The sequence below is a fragment of the Pseudomonas sp. 3JA genome (assembly GCF_036961705.1).
GTDB lineage: Bacteria > Pseudomonadota > Gammaproteobacteria > Pseudomonadales > Pseudomonadaceae > Aquipseudomonas > Aquipseudomonas fluorescens_Q.
In genome coordinates this window covers 1-19,866 of record NZ_JBAMDJ010000005.1, presented here as the reverse complement: position 1 = coordinate 19,866, position 19,866 = coordinate 1, and the positions used below count along the sequence as shown (strand labels likewise).

Here is a 19,866-nt window from a genome sequence, read left to right as displayed (position 1 = left end):
ACCCGCACATTGACGAGATTGCCTGATGAGTATTCCATTCCCTCAAACCCCTGAATTTTCCGGTACTCTCTACACGCCCAGCCGCGTGGAAGCAGAGGTGTTCGATCTTGAGATCGAAGGCATCCTGCCTGTTTCGATCTGTGGGACTTTTTATCAGGTGGCGCCAGACCCGCAGTATCCCCCCATGCTGGGTAACGACATTTTTTTCAACGGCGACGGCGTGGTTAGCCGCTTCAACTTTGCCAATGGCAAAGTCTCGATGCGACGCCGCTACGTGAAAACCGATCGCCTGCTGGCCCAGCGCCGTGAAGGGCGTTCGCTCAACGGCGTCTATCGAAACGTCTACACCAATGACCCCCTCGCGGCGAAAAACAACACCACCGCCAACACCACCGTTATCCCTCACAACGGCGTCCTGTTGGCGCTCAAGGAAGATGCCCTGCCTTGGGCGATGGACCTCGAAACCCTGGAGACCCTCGGCGAATGGAGCTTTGACGGGCAGATCAAAGCCGCGACGTTCACTGCCCACCCCAAGCTCGATCCGGTGACAGGCAACCTGCTGGCCTGCAGTTATGAGGCCAAAGGCGACGGCACGCCCGACCTGGCCTATTTCGAAATCTCGCCGGACGGAAAGCTGCTGCACGAGATCTGGTTCCAGGCGCCTTATGCGGCGATGGTGCATGATTTCGCGGTGACCGAACGCTACGTCGTGTTCCCGTTGATTCCGTTGACGGTGGACGTCGAACGCATGAAAAACGGCGGGCCACATTTCCAGTGGCAACCCGACCTGCCCCAGCTGTTCGCCATCGTGCCGCGCAACGGGCGTGGGCAGGATGTGCGTTGGTTCAAGGGGCCCAAGGACGGTTTCCAGGGGCATACGCTCAATGCGTTCGATGAGGACGGCAAGGTGTATGTGGACATGCCGGTCACCGGCGGGAATATCTTCTACTTCTTCCCCCAGGCCGACGGCTACGTACCACCGCCTGAAACCCTGGCCGCCAGCCTGATGCGCTGGACCTTCGACCTGAATGGCACGCAGGAGGACGTTCAACCGCAGCCACTGACGGCATATCCCTGCGAGTTTCCACGGTGTGATGATCGCTACATCGGTCGAAAATACCGGCATGGGTTCCTGCTCGCCTTTGATCCTGAGCGGCCTTACAACCCGGCGAATGGGCCGATGCCCTTCCAGTTTTTCAACCTGCTGGCGCACCTGGACCTGCAGACAGGCCGCACCGACGCCTGGTTTCCCGGCGACAGCGGATGCTTCCAGGAACCCATCTTCATACCGCGCTCGGCGGATGCAGAGGAAGCCGATGGCTACGTGGTTGCCATGCTCAACCTCATTGCCGAAGGGCGCAATGAACTGGTGGTGCTGGACACCCGTGACATGGCCAGCGGCCCCATTGCCCGGATCAGGATTCCCTTCCGGATGCGCATGTCGCTGCATGGCTGCTGGGCACCAAGCGATTGATTGGCATCGGGCCCTGATGCCCGTCAATTAAGCACAATCCCTGTGGGAGCGAGCTTGCTCGCGATGGCGGCGGTTCAGTTACATGAGTATTGAACTTGGCTGGCCTCATCGCGAGCAAGCTCGCTCCCACACGTTCAGAGCCTTTTGCGCACCTCTCGCGGCCCCTGCCATCTGCGGTGGCTGCCTGCCTCCCCTCCCTCTGCTCCCCAGGTCCGCCAAAGGTACAGCCTCGCCAAAAAATACATAAATTCCATATTTTAGGATTTTTGTATAAATCCTACTTTACAGGATTTTATAGCAAGACTAGATTAACCCTCATTGCACCCTCCCTCTCTCCAGGAGCCCCCATGAAACTCGCAAGCTTTATTGTCCAAGGCCGTCGCAGCTACGGTGTGATCGAAGGTGATCAAGTCATCGACCTGGAATCGCTCAAGCCAACCCTTGGCAGCGATCTCAAACAGGCCATCGGCCACAACCGCCTGAACGAACTGAGCCCTGCGCGCCTGGTAGGCCTGCCGCGTATCCCCTTGGCTGACGTGACATTCCTGCCGGTGATCCCGAACCCGGGCAAAGTGCTGTGCATCGGCATCAACTACGCCACCCACGTGCGCGAAACCGGTCGGGAAATGCCGACCTATCCGATGATTTTTACCCGCTTCGCCGACAGTCAGACCGCCCACCTGCAACCCATCGTTCGCCCGACCGCGTCCCACAAACTTGATTTCGAGGGCGAGCTGGCGGTGGTGATCGGTAAAGCGGCCCGTCACGTCAAACAGGCCGACGCGCTGGACTACGTCGCCGGTTATGCCTGCTACAACGACGGCAGTGTCCGCGACTGGCAGAAGCACACCATTCAGTTCGTCCCCGGCAAGAACTTCCCGAACACCGGTGGGTTCGGCCCCTGGCTGGTGACCGGCGACGAGATCGGCGATCCGCAGGACCTGGAGTTGACCACCCGCCTGAATGGCGAAGTGATGCAGCACACCCGCACCAGCGACATGATTTTCGATGTACGCCAACTGATCGAGTACTGCTCCACCTTCACCGAACTGGCCCCCGGTGACGTGATTGTCACTGGCACCACTGGCGGCGTCGGGGCGTTCCGCGAGCCGCCGGTGTGGATGAAACCAGGCGACGAAGTCGAGATCGAGATCGCTCGAATCGGCACCCTGCGCAACAGCATCGTGGACGAGCAATAAGCATGGAAAACCTACACACCCCTGACGCCCTGCCCGAGCCGGATGGCGACAGCAAAGGCTCGAGCCTGGAGCGCATGTTGCGGGTACTCGACCTGTTCACCGAACAGAGCCCGATCTGGGCGGTGGACGACATGGGCGGCGCCCTGGGTTTTACCCGTTCGACGATCTACCGCTACGTGCGCGAATTGGCCGAAGCCAACCTGTTGTTCCAGGTCGAAGCCGGGCGTTATGCCCTGGGCGCGCGAATCATTACCTGGGACCGCCAACTGCGCCTGAGCGACCCCCTCGTACGCGCCGCGCAATCGCTTGAGCCCAGCTTCCCGCAGTGGAGCGAACAACAGGTGTGGCTGATCTGCCGGCTGTTCAAGGACCAGGTTGTGTGCATTCACCAGCACGGGGACCTGTTCAGTGAGGTCAGCTACTCCCGTGGTTCACCCAGGCCCTTGTTCCTGGGAGCGACGTCCAAGGCGATCCTCGCCAACATGACCTCGCGCCAACACAGCCAACTGTTTCTCGACCACCCCAATGAAGTGCGCGCCAGTCAACTTGGCCAGACCTGGGAAGCGTTTCGTCGCTCGTTGCAGCAACTGCGTCGCCAAGGCTATGTGGCCAGCGCAGGTGAAGTCGACGCGGGCGTCTATGGCCTGGCCGCGCCGATCTTCGACGGCGATGGCAAGGTCGTCGGCAGCATCAGTTGCGTGCGCCCGGTACGAGAACGCGACAGCGCCCAGGAAGAGACACAAGGGCAACAGATCCTTGCCCTGGCGCAGGAACTGTCGCAACGCATGGCTGCGCTCGCCAACCGCGCCAAGCCACTGGGCTGAGCCATCCGGAAGGGAATAACAATGACAACCCTCAAACGCATCAACACCCAGGTCCTGGTCATCGGTGCTGGCCCTACCGGGCTGACCCTGGCCAACCTGCTCGGCCAAGCCGATGTGGACACCCTGATCATCGATCGCAAGCCGGGCACCGTGAGCGAGCCGCGGGCGGTTTCAATCGATGACGAGTCCTTGCGCACCATGCAGGCCATCGGGCTCGATGCCGCCGTGCTGCGTGATGTCGTGCCCGGCTACGGCGTGCATTACTTCACCCGGCCCGGCGGTCGCTGCTTCGGCAAGGTCGAGCCGACCGGCAAGCTGTATGGCTTCCCCAAGCGCAACGCGTTTCGCCAACCGCTGTTTGAAAACACCCTCAGGCGAGGCCTCGAACGTTTTGCCAGCCTGACGGCTCGGTTCAGCCACGAGCTGGTGGAATTCACCCAGGACCCACACGGCGTATGCGCGCTGGTGCGTGACGCCGAAGGGCAACTGATGGAAGTCCACGCAGCTTACCTGGTGGCCTGCGACGGTGGCCGTAGCCCGGTGCGCAAGCAGCTCGGGATCGAGATGGTCGGTTCGAGCTTCTCCTCGCGCTGGCTGGTGGTCGATACCGACCAGGACGACGACCCCTTCTGGCAGACCCGTGTGTATTGCGACGCCAGGCGTCCGGTGGTGGAAGTGCCCGGCCCTCACCGTACGCGCCGATTCGAGTTCCTGCTCAAGCCCGGAGAAACGGACGAACAGATGCTCGACGAAACCTGTCTGCAAGCATTGCTGCGCCCCTTCAAGGGTGACGCGCCGGTTTCCATCGTGCGCAAGACGGTCTACACCTTCCATGCCCGGGTCGCCGAGCGGTGGCAGGTGCAGCGGGTGTTTCTCGCCGGCGACGCCGCTCACCTGACCCCGCCCTATGCCGGGCAAGGCATGAACAGCGGCGTTCGCGATGCCCACAACCTGGGCTGGAAGCTGGTCGGCGTGCTGAAGGGAAAAATGGCGGAAAGCGCACTGCTGTCCTACGAAAGCGAGCGTCGTGATCATGCGTGGGCATTGATCAAGTTGGCCTTGAACCTCGGCGTGGTCATGGCACCGGCCACCGTCCTGCGCGCTCGCCTGATCAGTGGGGCATTCGCCTTGATCGGCCTGTTGCCGCCGTTGCGCGATTATTTCCTGCAAATGCGCTTCAAGCCCAAACCCCGTTTCACCCGGGGCCTGGTGCTGACCGAGGGACAAGCAGGCACGTTGTCCTGCGGACACATGTTCCCGCAACCGATGCTCACCGACGCCCACGACCAGGAACGCCTGCTCGATGACGCCATCGGCGCCGGCTTCGCCTTGATTCAATACGGCGACCCGACCCGCCAACGTATCGATGAACTCAAGCATGGCCTCTGGAGCCACCTTGAAGCCAGGCGCATCCTGATCCTGCCCGCGTCCGTCCAGGCCATGCCGTCGATCCCCGGCTGCACGGTGCTCCAGGACCGTGAAGGCCAGCTCAAAACCCTGCTGGGCGATTCACACCCATTCCTGCTGCTGCGCCCGGATCGCTATATCGCCGCGATTTTCGACAAGGCCACCGAAACCCCGGCCGCCGAATCGTTGCAGTCGCTGTTCGGCATCGCCGCGGCCCACCGCAGCGCAACCGAGCCGAGCATCGCGCCCGTCTTTCATTAAATCTTCAAGCACAGAGGTGGTTATGCAAACACTCCAGACTTCCACACCTGCACGCCTGTGCTACCTGCACCTGGCGAGCAAGGACGCGCAACGGCAAATCGATTTCTATCGACGGATGCTGGACATGGACAGCCAGGCGCAAGCCGACGGCAGCTGGATGCTCAGCGGCCCGCAACGCGCCATGCTCGTGTCTCCCGCCGACCACAGTGGCCTGCTCGCGGCGGCGTTCGACCTGGGCAGTCAGCCTCGCCTGCAAGCACTGCGGATTCGCCTGCTCGGCAACGGCTGTTTCATCGAAGAGCTCGACTCGCCACTGCTCGAAACGGGGGCCTTCCTGATCCGTGATCCCCAGGGCCGGCAAACGATATTTGGCGTCGCTCACCCCGCTCTCCAGGCCTCGGGCCAAGGCATGCCCGGCCGCTTGCAACACGTGGTGTTCCAGACCACGGAGCTGGAAGCCATGATCGATTTCTACGTCAACACGGTGGGCTTCACTGTTTCGGACAACGTCGTGGATGAGCAGACCGGCCAACTCATGACGTGCTTCCTGCGCTCGGACGACGAGCACCACACCTTGGCGTTTTTCCGTGGTTCGAAAAACGAGTGGGACCACCACTGTTACGAAACCAACGAATGGAATGACATCCGCGACTGGGGTGATCGCTTCGCCAAGGAACGCATCACCATTTTCTTCGGGCCCGGCCGACATGGGCCGGGCAACAACCTGTTTTTCATGGTGGTCGATGCCGATCGCAACCGCCTGGAGTTCTCGGCTGAGCTGGAAGTCACCGATGCCAGCCGCCAGCCCGGCGTCTGGGCACAAGAGGAATACACACTCAATTCCTGGGGCCGCGCCTGGATCAGGAGCTGAGCAATTTCCCCATCGGCGTTTGCACCCTTGATTTCTAAACGAGGCGATCACCTGCCTCCAAAGGTAAAAGACCATGACGACTCAACCGCTCGCGCCCTACGCCATCAACGGCGACCAATACATCAACGGCACCTGGCGTGCAGGACGCTCCGCACGCCGCCTGGACGACCGTAACCCCTTCAACGGCGAACAACTGCTGGAGATGCCCCTGGCCTCGATTGCCGATCTCGACGACGCCTATCAGGCGGCGCAAAAGGCGCAGGCACCGTGGGCACAACTGCACCCCACCCAGCGCGGCGCACAACTTGAAAAGCTCGCCCAGGTCATCCAGAGCCGCCGCGAAGAAATCATCGACTGGCTGATCCACGAATCCGGCAGCACCCGGATCAAGGCGAGCATGGAATGGCAGTTCACGCTTAACCTGGTGCGCGAATGCACGACGATGCCGATGAAGGTCGAAGGTCGGATCCTGACCAGCTACAAGCCCGGCGAACAGAGCTTTGTCTTCCGTGAACCCTTGGGTGTGGTGGGTGTGATCAGTCCATGGAATTTCCCGCTGTACCTGAGCATGCGCTCGGTGGTGCCGGCACTCGCCCTGGGCAACACGATCGTGCTCAAGCCCGCCAGCGACACAGCAGTGACCGGCGGCCTGCTGATTGCCCACCTGTTCGAAGAGGCCGGCTTCCCCGAGGGCTCGCTCAACGTGGTGGTCGGCGCGGGCTCGGAAATCGGCGATGCTTTTGTCGAACACCCGGTGCCGAGCCTGATTTCCTTCACCGGTTCGACGGATGTGGGACGCAATGTCGGCCGTGTTGCCACCGGTGGCAAATACATCAAGCGCGTGGCCCTGGAACTGGGCGGCAATGCGCCGCTGGTGGTGCTGGATGACGCCGACATTGACGTTGCGGCGCACGCTGCGGTGGTCGGGCGTTTCCTGCACCAGGGCCAGATCTGCATGAGCGTCAACCGAGTGATCGTCGACCGCTCGCTGTATGCCGATTTCGCGTCGCTGGTGGTGGAGCGCGTGCGCAACCTCAAGACGGGTGATCCGACCAAGGCAGACACGGTGATCGGGCCAGTGGTCAATCAGAGTCAGCTCGATGGCCTGTTGCGCAAGCTCGACGGCGCCCGGAGTGCCGGCCTCAAGCAGCTTTGCGGCGGCCCCGCATCCGGGCTGGTGCTGCCTGCCCATGTGTTCGGCGAAGTAGGAGCCGATCAGGAACTGGCCCGCGATGAAACGTTCGGCCCCCTGCTGCCGCTGCTGGTCGCAGAAAACGAAACCCATGCATTGGCGTTGGCGAACGCCAGCGAGTATGGCCTGTCCAGCGCCGTGTTCACCCGGGACATGGCCCGTGGCTTGAACTTCGCCCGTGGCATTGTGGCGGGCATGACCCATATCAACGACATCACCGTCGATGACCAACCCAATGCCCCGTTCGGTGGTGAAAAAAATTCCGGCCTCGGTCGCTTCAACGGTCACTATGCCCTGGATGAGTTTACCCGTGCCCATTGGGTGACCTGGCAGCCCGGAGGCCATCACTACCCGTTCTGAGTCTGTGACCCCCTTGATCAGGCCCGGATCGGGCAAATCGACCCCTTTGCCCGATCCGTCAGAAAACAATAATAAATAGAGGCGAAAAATGAACCATTTAGCCTGCGTGTCCACCGATCAGGTTGTTCGCTCCGATCGCCTGATGAAATGGAAAGAGTTCATGAGCGATCACCTGGGGCGTACGCCGGACTATATAAAACGGCTGGAATCGACGTTCATCGACCCGTTGCATGACAGCAATTTCCAGGGTCGGCTGGAGTACGGGGACCTGGGCCAGCTGCGTTTCTGTCGAATGACCGCCAGCGCCCATCGATATTCGCGCCACCTGAGCAAGGCGGTCGACGCCCTCGATACGCCGCGCATGTTGATCATGCAGGTGGCTGGCGTCAGTCATTTCGAGCAGGGCCGGCAAAGCAGCGTGCTGGCCCCTGACGAAATGCTCCTGGTGGACTGCGGCAAACCTTTCAATGTGACCAGCACGCAAGGTTGCGAACATTTCATCCTGCTGTTCCAAGGGGCATCCGGGCAGGTGGCGCAAACCGGCGACATGCACCTTAACGGTCGCAATGGACTGGGGCGGATGCTCATGCACCTGATCAGCGATGCCTACAATCAGTACCCCTTGCTGAACAACCATTCGGCCGGGCTGATCGGTGACAGCATCACCGGGCTGCTGGATAACGCGCTGAAGAACAAACAGGAAGAAAAGCAACTCGAACACGACTTCCGCTTCTTCAAGCAGAACCGCCTCAAGGCGTACATCGAACGCCACCTGGCCGACCGCGACCTGACCATCGAACGCATCGCCAACGCCGAACAGTGCTCGGTCCGCAGCCTGCACCGCGCCTTCCAGGATGAACTGGGGTGCAGTGTCAGCGAATACATCTGGCAGCGGCGCCTGTCACGTTGTGCCGAAGACCTGCGCAACCGGGAACATGCCCACCGCTCGCTCACCGAGATCGCCTACGCCTGGGGCTATGGCAGCAGCTCCCACTTCAGCCGGCATTTCAAATCGACGTTCGGCATGTCGCCCCGGCTGTTCCGCGACACCGCGAGTGACAGCCGGGAAAAATCGACGGCGGCTTGAGCCTGGTCCAATTCATCTGGGTTCACCATATCCCCTGTGGGAGCTGAGCCTGCTCACTGCCACAGGGCGGTTCGGGGAGGCATGGATTCGCTGTTCACCACAAATCTCCTGTGGGAACTGAGCTTGCTCGCGATGGCGGTGAGTCAGTTGGCAGGGATGGTGAATCTGCTGACGCTATCGCGAGCAAGCTCGGCTCCCACAAGGGGGCTTGGCTCTCACAGGTACTCCTCCCAGAGCACTCCTTAATTCCAGCCGCCGCCCATCACCTTGTACAACGTCACACGGTTGCTCTGCTCGGTCAGGCGCAAGGTGATCAGGTCCTGCTGCGCGCTGTACAGAGAGCGCTGGGCGTCGAGGGCTTCGAGATAGCTTTGCGAACCACCACGGTACAAAGCGTCGGAGAGTTCGAAGCTCTTGCGGCTGGCGTCAGTCAACGCCTGTTGGGCCTCGATACGGCGATCCAGCGTGCTGCGCTCCGCCAGGGCATCGGCCACTTCCTTGAAGGCGCTCTGCAGTGTTTGCTGGTAGGTCTGCACCTGGATCTCGCGCTCGGTCTTGGCCGAGTCCAGCGTCGCGCGGTTACTGCCGGCATCGAAGATCGGCAGGCTGATGCTCGGGGCAAACGTCCAGGCGCCACTGCCGGACTTGAACAGACCGGACAGGGCCGAGCTTGAGGAACCGGCATTGGCCGTCAGGCTGATGCTGGGAAAGAACGCCGCACGGGCGGCACCGATGTCGATATTGGCCGACTTGAGCGTGTGCTCGGCGGCCAGCACATCGGGGCGTCGTTGCAACAGGCTGGAAGGCAGCTCTGCCGGCACCTGCACCAGCGCCGCGGCCGATTCCAGGTAAGCACCCGGCAACAACTCTTCGGGGATGTCGCTGCCCACCAGCAGCCGCAGGGCGTTGCGATCCTGCTGGATCTGGCTTTCATACGCCGCTGCGTCGACCCGCGCCGACTCCACGGTAGTTTGCGCCTGGGCCACGGACAGACCGGAGGAACCGCCCAGGGCGTGGCTGCGTTGAGTCAGTTCGTAGGTCGCCTGCTGGCTGCGCAAGGTCTCCTGCGCCAAGTGCAGACGCTCGTTGTCGGCCGCCAGGGTCAGCCAGGCCGTCGCCACTTCGGCCACCAGGCTGATCTGCGTGCTGCGTCGGGTTTCGGTCAGGGACAGATAGTCCTCCAGGGCTTCGTCCTGAAGGTTCTGCACCCGTCCGAACAGATCCACTTCATAACTGCTCAACCCCAGTTGCGCACTGTAGTCATGGGTGGTGGCCGCCGAGCCTGTGTTGGACAACGAGCCAGGCGTGCGACTGTGAGTGCCACTGACACTCGCATCGATCGAAGGCAAGGACTCGGCGCGCTGGATGCGGTACTGCGCCTGGGCCTTTTCAACGTTCAGGACCGCCAGGCGCAGGTCGCGGTTGTTGCTCAGCGCCAGGGACTGCAAGCGCGCCAGGCGGCTGTCGGTGAAAAAGTGCTGCCACTCGATGTCGGCACTCACCTCGCCCTTGGGCGTGCTGGCCGCCGCCAGCCATTGCTCGGAGACTGGCGCCTCAGGGCGTTCATACTGCGGCGCCAGATTCATGCAGCCACCGAACAGCGTGAGGATGGCCAGCAATGGCCAGCGAAATTTGATCATGCATCACCTGACTGGGCGGATGGAACAGAGGTCGAAACCGTGGAAACGCGACCGAAACGTCGGCGAATCTGCACAAAAAACAAAGGAACGAAGAAGATCCCCAACACCGTGGCGGACAACATGCCGCCCAGCACACCGGTACCAATGGCCTGACGTCCGGCGGAACCGGCACCGCTACTCAGGGCCAGGGGCAATACGCCGAACATGAAGGCCAGGGACGTCATGAGAATCGGCCGCAGGCGTTGGCGCACAGCGATCAATGTCGCTTCGCGCAAGCTATTGCCCTGCTCTTGCAGGTGCTTGGCGAACTCGACGATCAGAATGGCGTTCTTGGCGGCCAATCCCACGGTGGTCAACAGCCCGACCTGAAAATACACGTCGTTGCTCAAGCCACTGACACGCGTAGCCAGCACCGCACCCACCACCCCCAGCGGCACCACCAGCATCACCGAGAAAGGCACCGACCAACTCTCATAGAGCGCAGCGAGGCAGAGGAACACGAACAGCACCGAAATCCCGTACAGCAACGGCGCCTGCGAACCGGAAAGGCGCAACTGATAGGACTGCCCCGTCCATTCGTAGCCGATACCCTCCGGCAATTGTTTGACCAGCGCTTGCACCGCATCCATGGCGTCCCCGGAACTGACGCCGGGCGCCGGATCGCCAACCACCTCCAGCGAGGCGTTGCCGTTGTAGCGCTCCAGCAACGGCGAACCGTAGCTCCAGGAACTGCTGGCGAACGAAGAAAACGGCACCATTTCATCGTTGCTGTTGCGCACGAACCAGTGCTCCAGGTCAGCCGCCTGCATCCGCGCCGCAGCCTCACCCTGGACGTAGACCTTCTTCACCCGCCCCTGGTTGAGGAAGTCATTGACATAAGTGCCGCCCAACGCCGTGGACAGCGTGGTGTTGATGTCGCTGGTGCTCAGGCTCAAGGCCCCGGCCTTGCGATCATCGATGCTGACCTTGAGCTGCGGCGCGTCGTCCAGGCCATTGCTGCGTACCCCGAGCAAGCGAGGGTCCTGGTTGGCCAGCTCGATGAGTTTTTCCCGTGCCGCCACCAGCGTGTCATGCCCCAGGCCGGCGAGGTCCTTGAGTTGCAGGTCGAAGCCGGACGTCTGTCCCAGGCCGCGCACGGCCGGCGGTTGCATGACGAACACATTGGCATCGCCGATGCTCGACAGCGCCATAGTCGCGCGCTGGGCGAAGGACGCCGCATCCTGCCCCGCCCCCGTGCGCTCGCTCCAGTCCTTGAGCCGGATAAAGGCACGGGCGCTGTTCTGGCTGTTGCCGTTCATGCCCAGGCCGGAAATGCTGATCAGTGCTTCGACTTCCGGCTGTTCGAGCAGGTAGCTTTCGAACTGCTTGACCACCGCTTGCGTGCGGCTGTCCGTGGCCCCGACGGGTAGCTGCACCTGGGCCATGAGAATGCCTTGGTCTTCGTCAGGCAGGAACGAAGTCGGCAGGCTGAAATATCCGACGGCCATCAGCAGCAGCACCAGCCCATACACCAGCCAGCCAACGCGCCCGCGCTGCAAAATGCCCCCCACCTGCCGTTTATAGGCCTCGGCAGCACGCTCGAACGTGCGGTTGAACCAGCCGAAGAATCCACGTTGAGCGCCATGGCCCTGACCATCGGACGGCTTGAGCAAGGTCGCGCACAATGCCGGCGTCAGCGTCATGGCGACGAGTACCGAGAGCACCATGGCCGAGACGATGGTGACCGAAAACTGCCGGTAGATAACGCCTGTGGAGCCGCCAAAAAACGCCATGGGAATGAACACCGCACTGAGCACCAGGGCGATGCCGACCAGGGCGCTGGTGATTTCATCCATCGACTGGCGCGTGGCGTCCAGGGCCGAGAGCACCTGCTCGCCCATTACCCGCTCGACGTTCTCCACCACCACAATCGCGTCGTCCACCAACAGGCCGATGGCCAGGACCATGGCGAACATGGTCAGGGTATTGATCGAATAACCGAACAGCGCCAGCACGCCGAATGTCCCCAGCAGCACCACCGGCACCGTGATCGCGGGGATCAACGTGGCCCGCAGGTTCTGCAGGAAAAGGAACATGATCAGCACCACCAGGACAATCGCCTCACCCAGTGACTTGACCACTTCTTCGATGGACAGGCTGACAAAGGGCGTGGTGTCGTAGGCAATCACGTTCTTGAGTTGCAGCTCCGTCGGATAGAACGGCTCGAGCTCCTTGAGCTTGGCCTTCACCGCCTCACCGACGCTAAGCGCGTTGGCCCCGGCGGCGAGCTGGACGCCCATGGCGGCAGCGGGTTTGCCGTTGAGGGCAGAGCTGACATCGTAGCTTTCACTGCCCAATTCGACCCGCGCCACATCCCCAAGCAGCACCACCGCCCCGTCGCTGGTGGACTTGACCACCACATTGCGAAACTCCTCGACGGTTTGCAGCTTGCTGCGGGCGCTGATGGTGGCGTTCAACTGCTGACCTTTCACCGCCGGCATGGCGCCGAGCTGACCGGCAGAAACCTCGGTGTTCTGCGCCTCCAGGGCCGTGCTGACATCCGAAGGCATCAGCGCGTATTTTTCCAGCAGGGCCGGGTCCAGCCAGATGCGCATGGCATAGCCGGAGCCCAATGTCTGCACATCGCCGACACCGTCGATGCGGCTGATGGAATCGAGCAAGGTGCTGGAAATGTAATCGCCGATCTGCGTGCCGCTGACGCTCGGATTGTCGGAGGCCAGGGCGGCAATCATCAGGAAGTCCGAACCGCCCTTGGTCACGGTCAGGCCCTCGCTCTGCACCGACTGCGGCAGCCTCGACTCGGCCTGTTGCAGCTTGTTCTGCACCTGCATCTGGGCCACGTCCGGGTTGGTACCGGCGGTGAAGGTCAGGCTGATGCTGGCGCTGCCATCCGAGCTGCTGGAGGCCGACATGTAGGTCAGGTTGTCCAGGCCCTTCATTTGCTGTTCGATGACCTGGGTCACCGAGTCTTCGACGGTCTTGGCCGAGGCACCGGTGTAGGTCGCGGAAATGCGCACCGTTGGCGGCGCGATGTCCGGGTACTGCTCCAGGGGCAACTGGCTGATGGACAAGGCGCCAGCGAGCATGATGACGATGGCGATGACCCAGGCGAAAATCGGTCGGTCGATAAAGAAGCGCGCCATGTTCAGCCCTCCTGCGCGATGGCAACAGGCGTCGCTTTCTGAGTACGGCTGCGGGTACCGGTATTCTGTGCCACGACGGTTTCACCGACCCGGACCTTCTGCCCACCCTCGACAATCACCTGGTCTCCCGCGTTCAGCCCCGCCGTGACCCACCACTGGTTATCCACGGCGCGGTCGATGGTCAGCATGCGCTGCTCGACTTTGCCGTCGACCACCACCAGCACCGAAGTCGCACCGCTGGCACTGCGGGTCACCGCCTTCTGTGGAATCAGGATGGCCTTGTCATCCCGCGCCTGCTCCAGCACCGCCCGCACGTACATGCCCGGCAGCAACAGGCGGTCCGGGTTGGCGATTTGCGCCCGCAGGGTCACCGTGCCCGTGCCCTCATTGACGCTGACCCCACTGAACTTCAAGCGACCTTCATGGGCATAGGTGCTGCCGTCATCGAGCTTGAGGCGGATCCGCGCTTCACCTTCACCATTGCTCTGCAGCACACCGCTGGCCAAGTCGCGCTTGAGCCGCAACAGTTCGGTGGTCGACTGGGTGACGTCTACATACATCGGGTCCAACTGCTGCACGGTGGTCAGTGCGCTGTCCTGGTTGGCCACCACCAGCGCGCCGGGCGTGACCGTCGAGGTTTCGACGCGCCCACTGACGGGGGAACTGATGCGGGTATACGCCAGGTTGATGCGTGCAGTGTCGACATCGGCCTGGGCCACTTGCACTTCCGCTTCGGCGGTCATCAGGTTGGCCTGGGCGTCCTCGTTGTCCTGCTGGCTGATGGCATCGATCTTTACCAACTGGGCGTCACGCTTGGCCGTGGCCTGGGCCGACTTCAAGGTGGCGCGTGCCTTGGCGAGGTTCGCCTGGGCCTCAGCCAATGCGGCCTTGTAAGAGGAAGCATCCAGTTGATACAGCGCCTGTCCGGCCTTGACCTCGGCCCCTTCGACAAACAGGCGCTGCTGGACGATACCGCCGACCTGCGGGCGTATCTCGGCGACCATGAACGCCTGGGTGCGTCCGGCCAGCTCAGTGGTCAGCGCCTGACTTTGCGGCTGCACGGTGATCACCGAGACCTTGGGCGGTTCGGGCGTGGGTGCCGATTCGCCGGAGCAACCGCCCAACAGGAACAAAACGATCAAGCACACCAGGATGGCGGCGGTCACCAGGGATTTGGCGAATAATTTGGTCGACATAAATGCCTCTGCAAGACGGATGGTTCAAGCCAGGCGCCATACTGCGAGGCAAATGTGCAGGAAAATTGAAGATTGTCCGCCGCCCTTGAATCTTCATCGCACCAGGGCCTAAATGGTCGGGCCATTCATCGAACTGCCCGAGCCCATGAAACTGAGCATCTCCACCAAGCTGTTTATTGCCGTACTGGCCAGCGTGCTGTTCGTCATCCTGAGCATGGGGGTGGCCAACGGCTGGAGCTTCGGCAAAGGCTTTCTGGACTACCTCAACGAACAGGCCCTGGTGCGCATGACGCCGGTACTGCCGCGCCTGGCCAGCGCCTACGAGCGCGAAGGCGACTGGGAATTCCTGCGCAACCAGCCGGATCGCTGGTTCGAGCTCCTGCGTCCGGAACCGGGCGAAAACACCACCCACCCAGAGCACCCACCCATGCCGATGTCCGACCTGACCGGCGCGGTGTTTCGCATCGCTCTGCTGGATCAGCAGAAACAGTTGGTCATGGGCTACTCGGCGATTGCCAACGACGCCCTGATGCGCCCGATCGAGGTCGCTGGCAAAACCGTCGGCTGGCTGGCGGTGACGCCGTTCCAGAACGTGACCGAGGCTGGCGGTGAACGCTTTCGTCAGTATCTGGTGCGCACCAGCCTGGCCGTGGGTGTGCTCTCGTTGCTGTTGGCGATGCTGATTGCCTGGTGGATCGCCCGTACCCTGCTTGACCCGGTCAAGCGGGTGGCCGCCGCCACGCACCGGTTGGCCGCCGGGGAATACAGCAACCGCGTATCGGTGGCATCCAATGACGAAGTCGGTCAGTTGGCCCGAGACTTCAACCAGCTGGCGCATACGCTGGAACGCAACGAGAAAATGCGCAGGGAATTCATGGCCGATGTGTCCCACGAACTGCGCACCCCGTTGTCGGTATTGCGCGGCGAGCTGGAAGCCATCGAAGACGGCGTGCGCACCCTCGACCCGTCCTCGATGAAATCGCTGCAAGGCGAAGTCGGCATGCTCAGCAAACTGGTGGACGATCTGTACGAACTGTCCCTGGCCGATGTCGGCGCGCTGACTTACCGCAAGGGCGAATGCGATCTCAACGAACTGCTGGACGGTTGCGTGGCGATGTTCCAGGAGCGCTGCAATGCCCGGCATCTGCGTTTGGAGCTGGAATTGCCGACAACGCCGCTGCAGGTCGAAGCCGACCCCAAGCGCCTGCAGCAACTGTTCGGCAATCTGCTGGAAAATGCGGTGCGTTATACCGACGAGGGTGGCGTGCTGCGCATTCGTGCGGCCAGCGAGGACGACGTCGTACGCATCGATTTTCTCGACTCTGGCCCCGGGGTCGATGCGGTTCAACTGCCGCGACTGTTCGAGCGTTTTTACCGCGGCGAAACCTCACGCAATCGCGCCAGTGGCGGCGCCGGCCTGGGACTGGCCATCTGTCACAGCATCGCCCTGGCCCATGGCGGCAGCCTCAGCGCCGAGCACTCGCCGTTGGGCGGCCTTTGGCTGACCCTGCGCCTGCCACGGAATGCCTGAACATGACCCATGACAGCCCGATCCTGATCGTCGAAGACGAACCCAAGCTGGCCGCATTGATGCGCGACTACCTGATCGCCGCCGGCTATGCGACCCAGTGCCTGGACAATGGCCTTCAAGTGGTGCCAGCGGTACGGGCCAGCGAGCCGCGGTTGATCCTGCTCGACCTGATGCTGCCAGGGCGCGACGGCCTGCAAGTGTGCCAGGAGCTGCGCAGCTTCAGCGCCGTGCCGATCATCATGATCACCGCCCGCGTGGAGGAAGTCGATCGCCTGCTCGGGTTGGACCTGGGGGCCGACGATTACATCTGCAAACCCTTCAGCCCGCGTGAAGTGGTAGCCAGGGTCAAGGCGATCCTGCGGCGCAGCCCGCGACTTCTCGTCACCGCGCCAGCCCGGCTGCTGATTGACGAAGACCGCTACCAGGCGTCACTCGATGGCATCGCCCTGGACCTGACGCCCTTGGAACTGCGCCTGCTCAGTACACTGGCCCAGTCCCCGGGGCGAGTGTTTTCCCGGGATCAATTGCTCAATCGGATCTATTCCGATCATCGGGTGGTCACTGATCGCACCGTCGATAGCCATATCCGTAATCTGCGGCGCAAGCTCGAACAGGCTTGCCCAGGAGAGCAGCCGATCGAGTCGTTGTATGGCGTGGGTTATCGGTTTCAGCTCGGCGAATCCTGAAGCGTCGCGTTGAAATCGAGCTTATTGTTCTGCCGAATAGATAACGGTTTGCGCACTGTCACCCCCAGCAGGCCGACGAGTGAAGTAGGTGTCGCCTTCGTCTGTCTGGATCTCGTAGTCGGCCTTGCTGGCGATCCGGCTCGATGCATCGGTGTGCTTGATGATTTTCAGCACCCGCTGGAACTTCACGCCTTGCGTGCCGTTCTGGGCCGGGCCGGTGAGTACATTGACTTTCTGGAACCAGCCCTTCTGCTTTTTGTTCGACACCAGGGTGCCGCTCAGTGCTTCAAAACGCTCAAGACGGGTAAATCCCCAGAGTGTCTGTTCCTCGACCACCTTGCCCGGGGTGGCGGAACCGGTGAAGACAAACAGGTTAAGGCTCGGATTGTCTTCGCAGAAGAAGTCATAAGGCACCAGACCGTCGACCATTCTCTTGCCGGGAACGAAACCCTTCTTATGAACCAGAAACATGAGCACCTCCACGCTGAAACACCAGCAAACGCTGAGTAAGTTTGAGCGCAAAGTCTACTGAGGCGGGGCGTACAGGGCCGTCAAGCCAATGTAATATCGTGTAAAGATCACCCCCTACGAGGCAAGCTGATTTCCACCGTCAGCCCACCGGACGACTCGTTGCGCGCCAGGATGGTGCCACCGTGTATTTCCACGGACCTTGAGGCAATGGCCAGGCCCAGGCCGAAGCCGGCACTGACTTCGTTCAAGCCACGTTCGAACGGGTTGAAGATGCTCTGTAGTCGCGAATGTTCAACACCCGCGCCCTGATCGCTGATCTGCACCGTCAAGCCATCTGCGACGCCATTGACCTTCGCCACGACCATCACCGTGGTGTTTGGCCGGGTATGACGCACCGCGTTTCGAATGACGTTCTCGAAACACCGATACAACAGCTCACCGCTGACCCGACTGACAAACGCCGGGCACGCCTGCAAGGTGACCTGGCAGCCTTTCATTTGCGCTTCGAATCGGGCGTCCTCGACGATCACCGACAGCAACTCGACCACATCGATTGGTTCGCGCTCGATACTCTCCGGTCGCCCCTGCAGGCGTGCCAGGGTCAACAACGCCTCGATCAGCGTGTCCATGCGCACCGACTCACGGTCGATGCGTTCCACCATTTCCAGGCGAGCTGGATCTTGCTGCAGCAGCCCGATGGCCGCTTGCATGCGGGTCAGCGGTGAGCGCAATTCGTGGGAGATGTCGTGCAGCAAGTGTTGCTGGGCGTCTACCAACAGCTTCAACTGGTTGGCCATTCGGTCGCAGTCTTCGGCCAGATCGACGATCTCATCACGTCGCGCCCCCATGATCGGCTTGACCCGGGTCTCGAAGCGCCCCTGGGCCACGTCACTCATGGCGCGTCGAAGATAGGCCAGCGGCCATGCCAGGTAGAACGCCATGTAACCGCTGAACAGCGCACTCATGACCGTACCGATGATCAACGGCGTCCAGTGACTCGGCCCTCTGTCGCCTTTTTTGTCCAGGGGATGGGATGACTTGAGCGACAGCACGATGCCGTCCTTGCCGATGATCGATCGCTCGTAGGCCGGTTGCGGCACTGGCGTGCCGGCCAACAGCTGACCTGCGCTGTCATAGACGCCAACGGCCTGGTCATCCGGGTGTTCCCACACCGCCAGCAGTTGCCGGCCCGACTCGATGCCAAACTGTCGCAATAGCTGCTCTTCTGTAGCAAGGACCGTTTCCAGATGAGGATCACCCGGCCTGGAACTGCCCATGACCAAGAGGCCCAACCCGACCAGAAACGTCAAACTGGTGGCGAGCCAGAACGCCAGGAACAGTTTCCAGAACAGCCGGCTGGGCTTCATCATTCGACGATCAACAGGTAACCGAGGCCCCGCACGCTCTGGATCCAGGCCTTGGCATCGGGGCGCGGTCCCAGCTTGTGGCGAATGCTGCTGATGTGCACATCGATGCGCCGGTCATAGCGAGTCAAGGGACAACCCAGGGCATTGAGCGACAGGTTCTGTTTGCTCACCACTTGCCCGGCACAGCGGGCCAGTTCCTCGAGCAAACTGAACTCGGTGCTGGTCACCCCCAGCTCGCGCCCCTGCCAGAGCGCCTGGCGCTTGCCGGGCCACAGGACCAGCGGCCCGGTCCTGATCACTTCGCTGGATGGCCGATCCGCTGGCTGCACCCGGCGCATGATCGCCCGCAAACGCGCCACCAGCTCCCCCGGCGAACTGGGCTTGGGCACATAGTCATCGGCGCCCAGCTCCAGGCCGGTGATCTTGTCGATGTTGTCGCCACGAGCTGTCAGCAACACCACCGGCACCTGGCTCACGGCCCGAATGCGCCTGAGCACCTCGATACCCGACAACCGCGGCAGCATCACGTCCAGCACCACGATGCTATAGCGACCGGACAGCGCTTGCACCTCGCCTTCCTCCCCCGTGTGCACGGCAGTCGCCTCAAAGCCTTCGCGCTCCAGGTATTGGCTGAGCATTCCCGTCAGTTCCTGGTCATCGTCGACTAGCAATACAGAGATCATGGGGCGCTCTTGAGTAGGTGTCGGCCCATTATCGCCCGTGTGCCGCGCACCGTCATCGCCGCAGGCCAACCTTTACCTAACTTGACATTGGGTTAACCGCACCAAACGCAGCGAACTTTTATGCTTGCTCGCCACCAGCCCGCTCGCTCCCGCGGTGTCTCGTCTTGCGGTGAGATATCCGCGTCCACCTACACCACCTGTCGATGTGTCCTGGATAAGATCTTGATGAATTTTTCGCGCCTGCTCTGCTCGGCTGCACTGCTGCTCAATGTCACACTTGCCCACGCCCAAGGCTTCAAGATTTCCGATATTCGTATCAACGGCCTCCAGCGCGTTTCCGCTGGCAGTGTCTTCGGTGCCTTGCCGTTGAACGTCGGTGATAACGCGGATGAGCGGCGCCTGGTGGAGTCCACGCGTGCGCTGTTCAAGACCGGTTTTTTCCAGGACATTCAACTGGGACACGACGGTGATGTG

General features: G+C 61.8%; 15 protein-coding genes and 1 pseudogene. 10 read left to right on the top strand and 6 right to left on the bottom strand.

The features are described from left to right. The first annotated feature begins 25 nt into the window (after positions 1 to 25). From V7773_RS05195 to V7773_RS05165, 7 genes are all read left to right on the top strand, one after another. On the top strand, positions 26 to 1,474 hold the full coding sequence (locus V7773_RS05195) for a carotenoid oxygenase family protein (protein WP_336072549.1): 1,449 nt from the start codon (positions 26 to 28) through the stop codon (positions 1,472 to 1,474). A gap of 347 nt (positions 1,475 to 1,821) precedes the next feature. Then, positions 1,822 to 2,673 (top strand): fumarylacetoacetate hydrolase family protein, encoded by an 852-nt coding sequence (locus tag V7773_RS05190; protein ID WP_336072548.1) that lies wholly within the window; start codon positions 1,822 to 1,824, stop codon positions 2,671 to 2,673. 2 nt (positions 2,674 to 2,675) lie between these two features. Next, positions 2,676 to 3,497 (top strand): IclR family transcriptional regulator, encoded by an 822-nt coding sequence (locus tag V7773_RS05185; RefSeq protein WP_336072547.1) that lies wholly within the window; start codon positions 2,676 to 2,678, stop codon positions 3,495 to 3,497. Between the two features lie 21 nt (positions 3,498 to 3,518). Beyond that, positions 3,519 to 5,165, top strand: a complete 1,647-nt coding sequence (locus V7773_RS05180; RefSeq protein ID WP_336072546.1) for a bifunctional 3-(3-hydroxy-phenyl)propionate/3-hydroxycinnamic acid hydroxylase — start codon at positions 3,519 to 3,521, stop codon at positions 5,163 to 5,165. A 22-nt stretch (positions 5,166 to 5,187) separates the two neighbouring features. After that, complete coding sequence (locus V7773_RS05175; protein WP_092346120.1) at positions 5,188 to 6,036, top strand: VOC family protein; 849 nt, start codon at positions 5,188 to 5,190, stop codon at positions 6,034 to 6,036. A 73-nt stretch (positions 6,037 to 6,109) separates the two neighbouring features. After that, positions 6,110 to 7,588 carry an aldehyde dehydrogenase family protein gene (locus V7773_RS05170; protein WP_336072545.1) on the top strand — a complete coding sequence of 493 codons (1,479 nt, stop codon included), beginning with the start codon at positions 6,110 to 6,112 and terminating at the stop codon, positions 7,586 to 7,588. Between the two features lie 88 nt (positions 7,589 to 7,676). Beyond that, positions 7,677 to 8,675 carry a helix-turn-helix domain-containing protein gene (locus V7773_RS05165; protein WP_063320433.1) on the top strand — a complete coding sequence of 333 codons (999 nt, stop codon included), beginning with the start codon at positions 7,677 to 7,679 and terminating at the stop codon, positions 8,673 to 8,675. Positions 8,676 to 8,917: 242 nt separating this feature from the next. Here the strand turns inward: V7773_RS05165 and V7773_RS05160 are convergent, their stop codons facing one another. The 3 genes from V7773_RS05160 to V7773_RS05150 are packed head-to-tail and all read right to left on the bottom strand — an operon-like array spanning position 8,918 to position 14,654. Further along, on the bottom strand, positions 8,918 to 10,315 hold the full coding sequence (locus V7773_RS05160; RefSeq protein ID WP_336072544.1) for an efflux transporter outer membrane subunit: 1,398 nt from the start codon (positions 10,313 to 10,315) through the stop codon (positions 8,918 to 8,920). Continuing rightward, complete coding sequence (locus V7773_RS05155) at positions 10,312 to 13,458, bottom strand: efflux RND transporter permease subunit (RefSeq protein ID WP_336072543.1); 3,147 nt, start codon at positions 13,456 to 13,458, stop codon at positions 10,312 to 10,314. Before V7773_RS05155 ends, V7773_RS05160 begins: the two co-directional genes overlap by 4 nt. 2 nt (positions 13,459 to 13,460) lie before the next feature. After that, positions 13,461 to 14,654 carry an efflux RND transporter periplasmic adaptor subunit gene (locus tag V7773_RS05150; RefSeq protein ID WP_336072542.1) on the bottom strand — a complete coding sequence of 398 codons (1,194 nt, stop codon included), beginning with the start codon at positions 14,652 to 14,654 and terminating at the stop codon, positions 13,461 to 13,463. Positions 14,655 to 14,766: 112 nt separating this feature from the next. Between V7773_RS05150 and baeS the strand changes: the two genes are divergently transcribed. Continuing rightward, a complete protein-coding gene (gene baeS, locus V7773_RS05145; protein ID WP_336072541.1) occupies positions 14,767 to 16,185 on the top strand; it encodes a sensor histidine kinase efflux regulator BaeS in 1,419 nt (472 codons plus the stop codon). A gap of 2 nt (positions 16,186 to 16,187) precedes the next feature. Continuing rightward, positions 16,188 to 16,871, top strand: a complete 684-nt coding sequence (locus tag V7773_RS05140; protein WP_336072540.1) for a response regulator — start codon at positions 16,188 to 16,190, stop codon at positions 16,869 to 16,871. A gap of 21 nt (positions 16,872 to 16,892) precedes the next feature. Here V7773_RS05140 and V7773_RS05135 read toward each other — a convergent pair whose 3' ends face one another. The 3 genes from V7773_RS05135 to V7773_RS05125 all read right to left on the bottom strand — a co-directional run bounded on the left by V7773_RS05135 (position 16,893) and on the right by V7773_RS05125 (position 19,392). Then, positions 16,893 to 17,342: a hypothetical protein gene (locus tag V7773_RS05135; protein WP_336072539.1), complete on the bottom strand. Its 450-nt coding sequence runs from the start codon at positions 17,340 to 17,342 to the stop codon at positions 16,893 to 16,895. A gap of 107 nt (positions 17,343 to 17,449) precedes the next feature. After that, complete coding sequence (locus V7773_RS05130; RefSeq protein WP_336072538.1) at positions 17,450 to 18,712, bottom strand: HAMP domain-containing sensor histidine kinase; 1,263 nt, start codon at positions 18,710 to 18,712, stop codon at positions 17,450 to 17,452. Then, a complete protein-coding gene (locus tag V7773_RS05125; protein ID WP_063320425.1) occupies positions 18,709 to 19,392 on the bottom strand; it encodes a response regulator transcription factor in 684 nt (227 codons plus the stop codon). The genes V7773_RS05130 and V7773_RS05125 overlap by 4 nt, the downstream gene beginning before the upstream one ends. Positions 19,393 to 19,617: 225 nt before the next feature. Here V7773_RS05125 and V7773_RS05120 point away from each other — a divergent pair. Then, positions 19,618 to 19,866, top strand: a pseudogene (locus V7773_RS05120) (outer membrane protein assembly factor BamA); the annotation flags it as partial.

Bases quoted from the DNA above. Each gene is read 5' to 3' on its own strand.
- V7773_RS05195 (WP_336072549.1), top strand. From the start codon at position 26: ATGAGTATTCCATTCCCTCAAACCCCTGAATTTTCCGGTACTCTCTAC.
- V7773_RS05190 (WP_336072548.1), top strand. From the start codon at position 1,822: ATGAAACTCGCAAGCTTTATTGTCCAAGGCCGTCGCAGCTACGGTGTG.
- V7773_RS05185 (WP_336072547.1), top strand. From the start codon at position 2,676: ATGGAAAACCTACACACCCCTGACGCCCTGCCCGAGCCGGATGGCGAC.
- V7773_RS05180 (WP_336072546.1), top strand. From the start codon at position 3,519: ATGACAACCCTCAAACGCATCAACACCCAGGTCCTGGTCATCGGTGCT.
- V7773_RS05175 (WP_092346120.1), top strand. From the start codon at position 5,188: ATGCAAACACTCCAGACTTCCACACCTGCACGCCTGTGCTACCTGCAC.
- V7773_RS05170 (WP_336072545.1), top strand. From the start codon at position 6,110: ATGACGACTCAACCGCTCGCGCCCTACGCCATCAACGGCGACCAATAC.
- V7773_RS05165 (WP_063320433.1), top strand. From the start codon at position 7,677: ATGAACCATTTAGCCTGCGTGTCCACCGATCAGGTTGTTCGCTCCGAT.
- V7773_RS05160 (WP_336072544.1), bottom strand. From the start codon at position 10,315: ATGATCAAATTTCGCTGGCCATTGCTGGCCATCCTCACGCTGTTCGGT.
- V7773_RS05155 (WP_336072543.1), bottom strand. From the start codon at position 13,458: ATGGCGCGCTTCTTTATCGACCGACCGATTTTCGCCTGGGTCATCGCC.
- V7773_RS05150 (WP_336072542.1), bottom strand. From the start codon at position 14,654: ATGTCGACCAAATTATTCGCCAAATCCCTGGTGACCGCCGCCATCCTG.
- baeS (WP_336072541.1), top strand. From the start codon at position 14,767: ATGGTCGGGCCATTCATCGAACTGCCCGAGCCCATGAAACTGAGCATC.
- V7773_RS05140 (WP_336072540.1), top strand. From the start codon at position 16,188: ATGACCCATGACAGCCCGATCCTGATCGTCGAAGACGAACCCAAGCTG.
- V7773_RS05135 (WP_336072539.1), bottom strand. From the start codon at position 17,342: ATGTTTCTGGTTCATAAGAAGGGTTTCGTTCCCGGCAAGAGAATGGTC.
- V7773_RS05130 (WP_336072538.1), bottom strand. From the start codon at position 18,712: ATGATGAAGCCCAGCCGGCTGTTCTGGAAACTGTTCCTGGCGTTCTGG.
- V7773_RS05125 (WP_063320425.1), bottom strand. From the start codon at position 19,392: ATGATCTCTGTATTGCTAGTCGACGATGACCAGGAACTGACGGGAATG.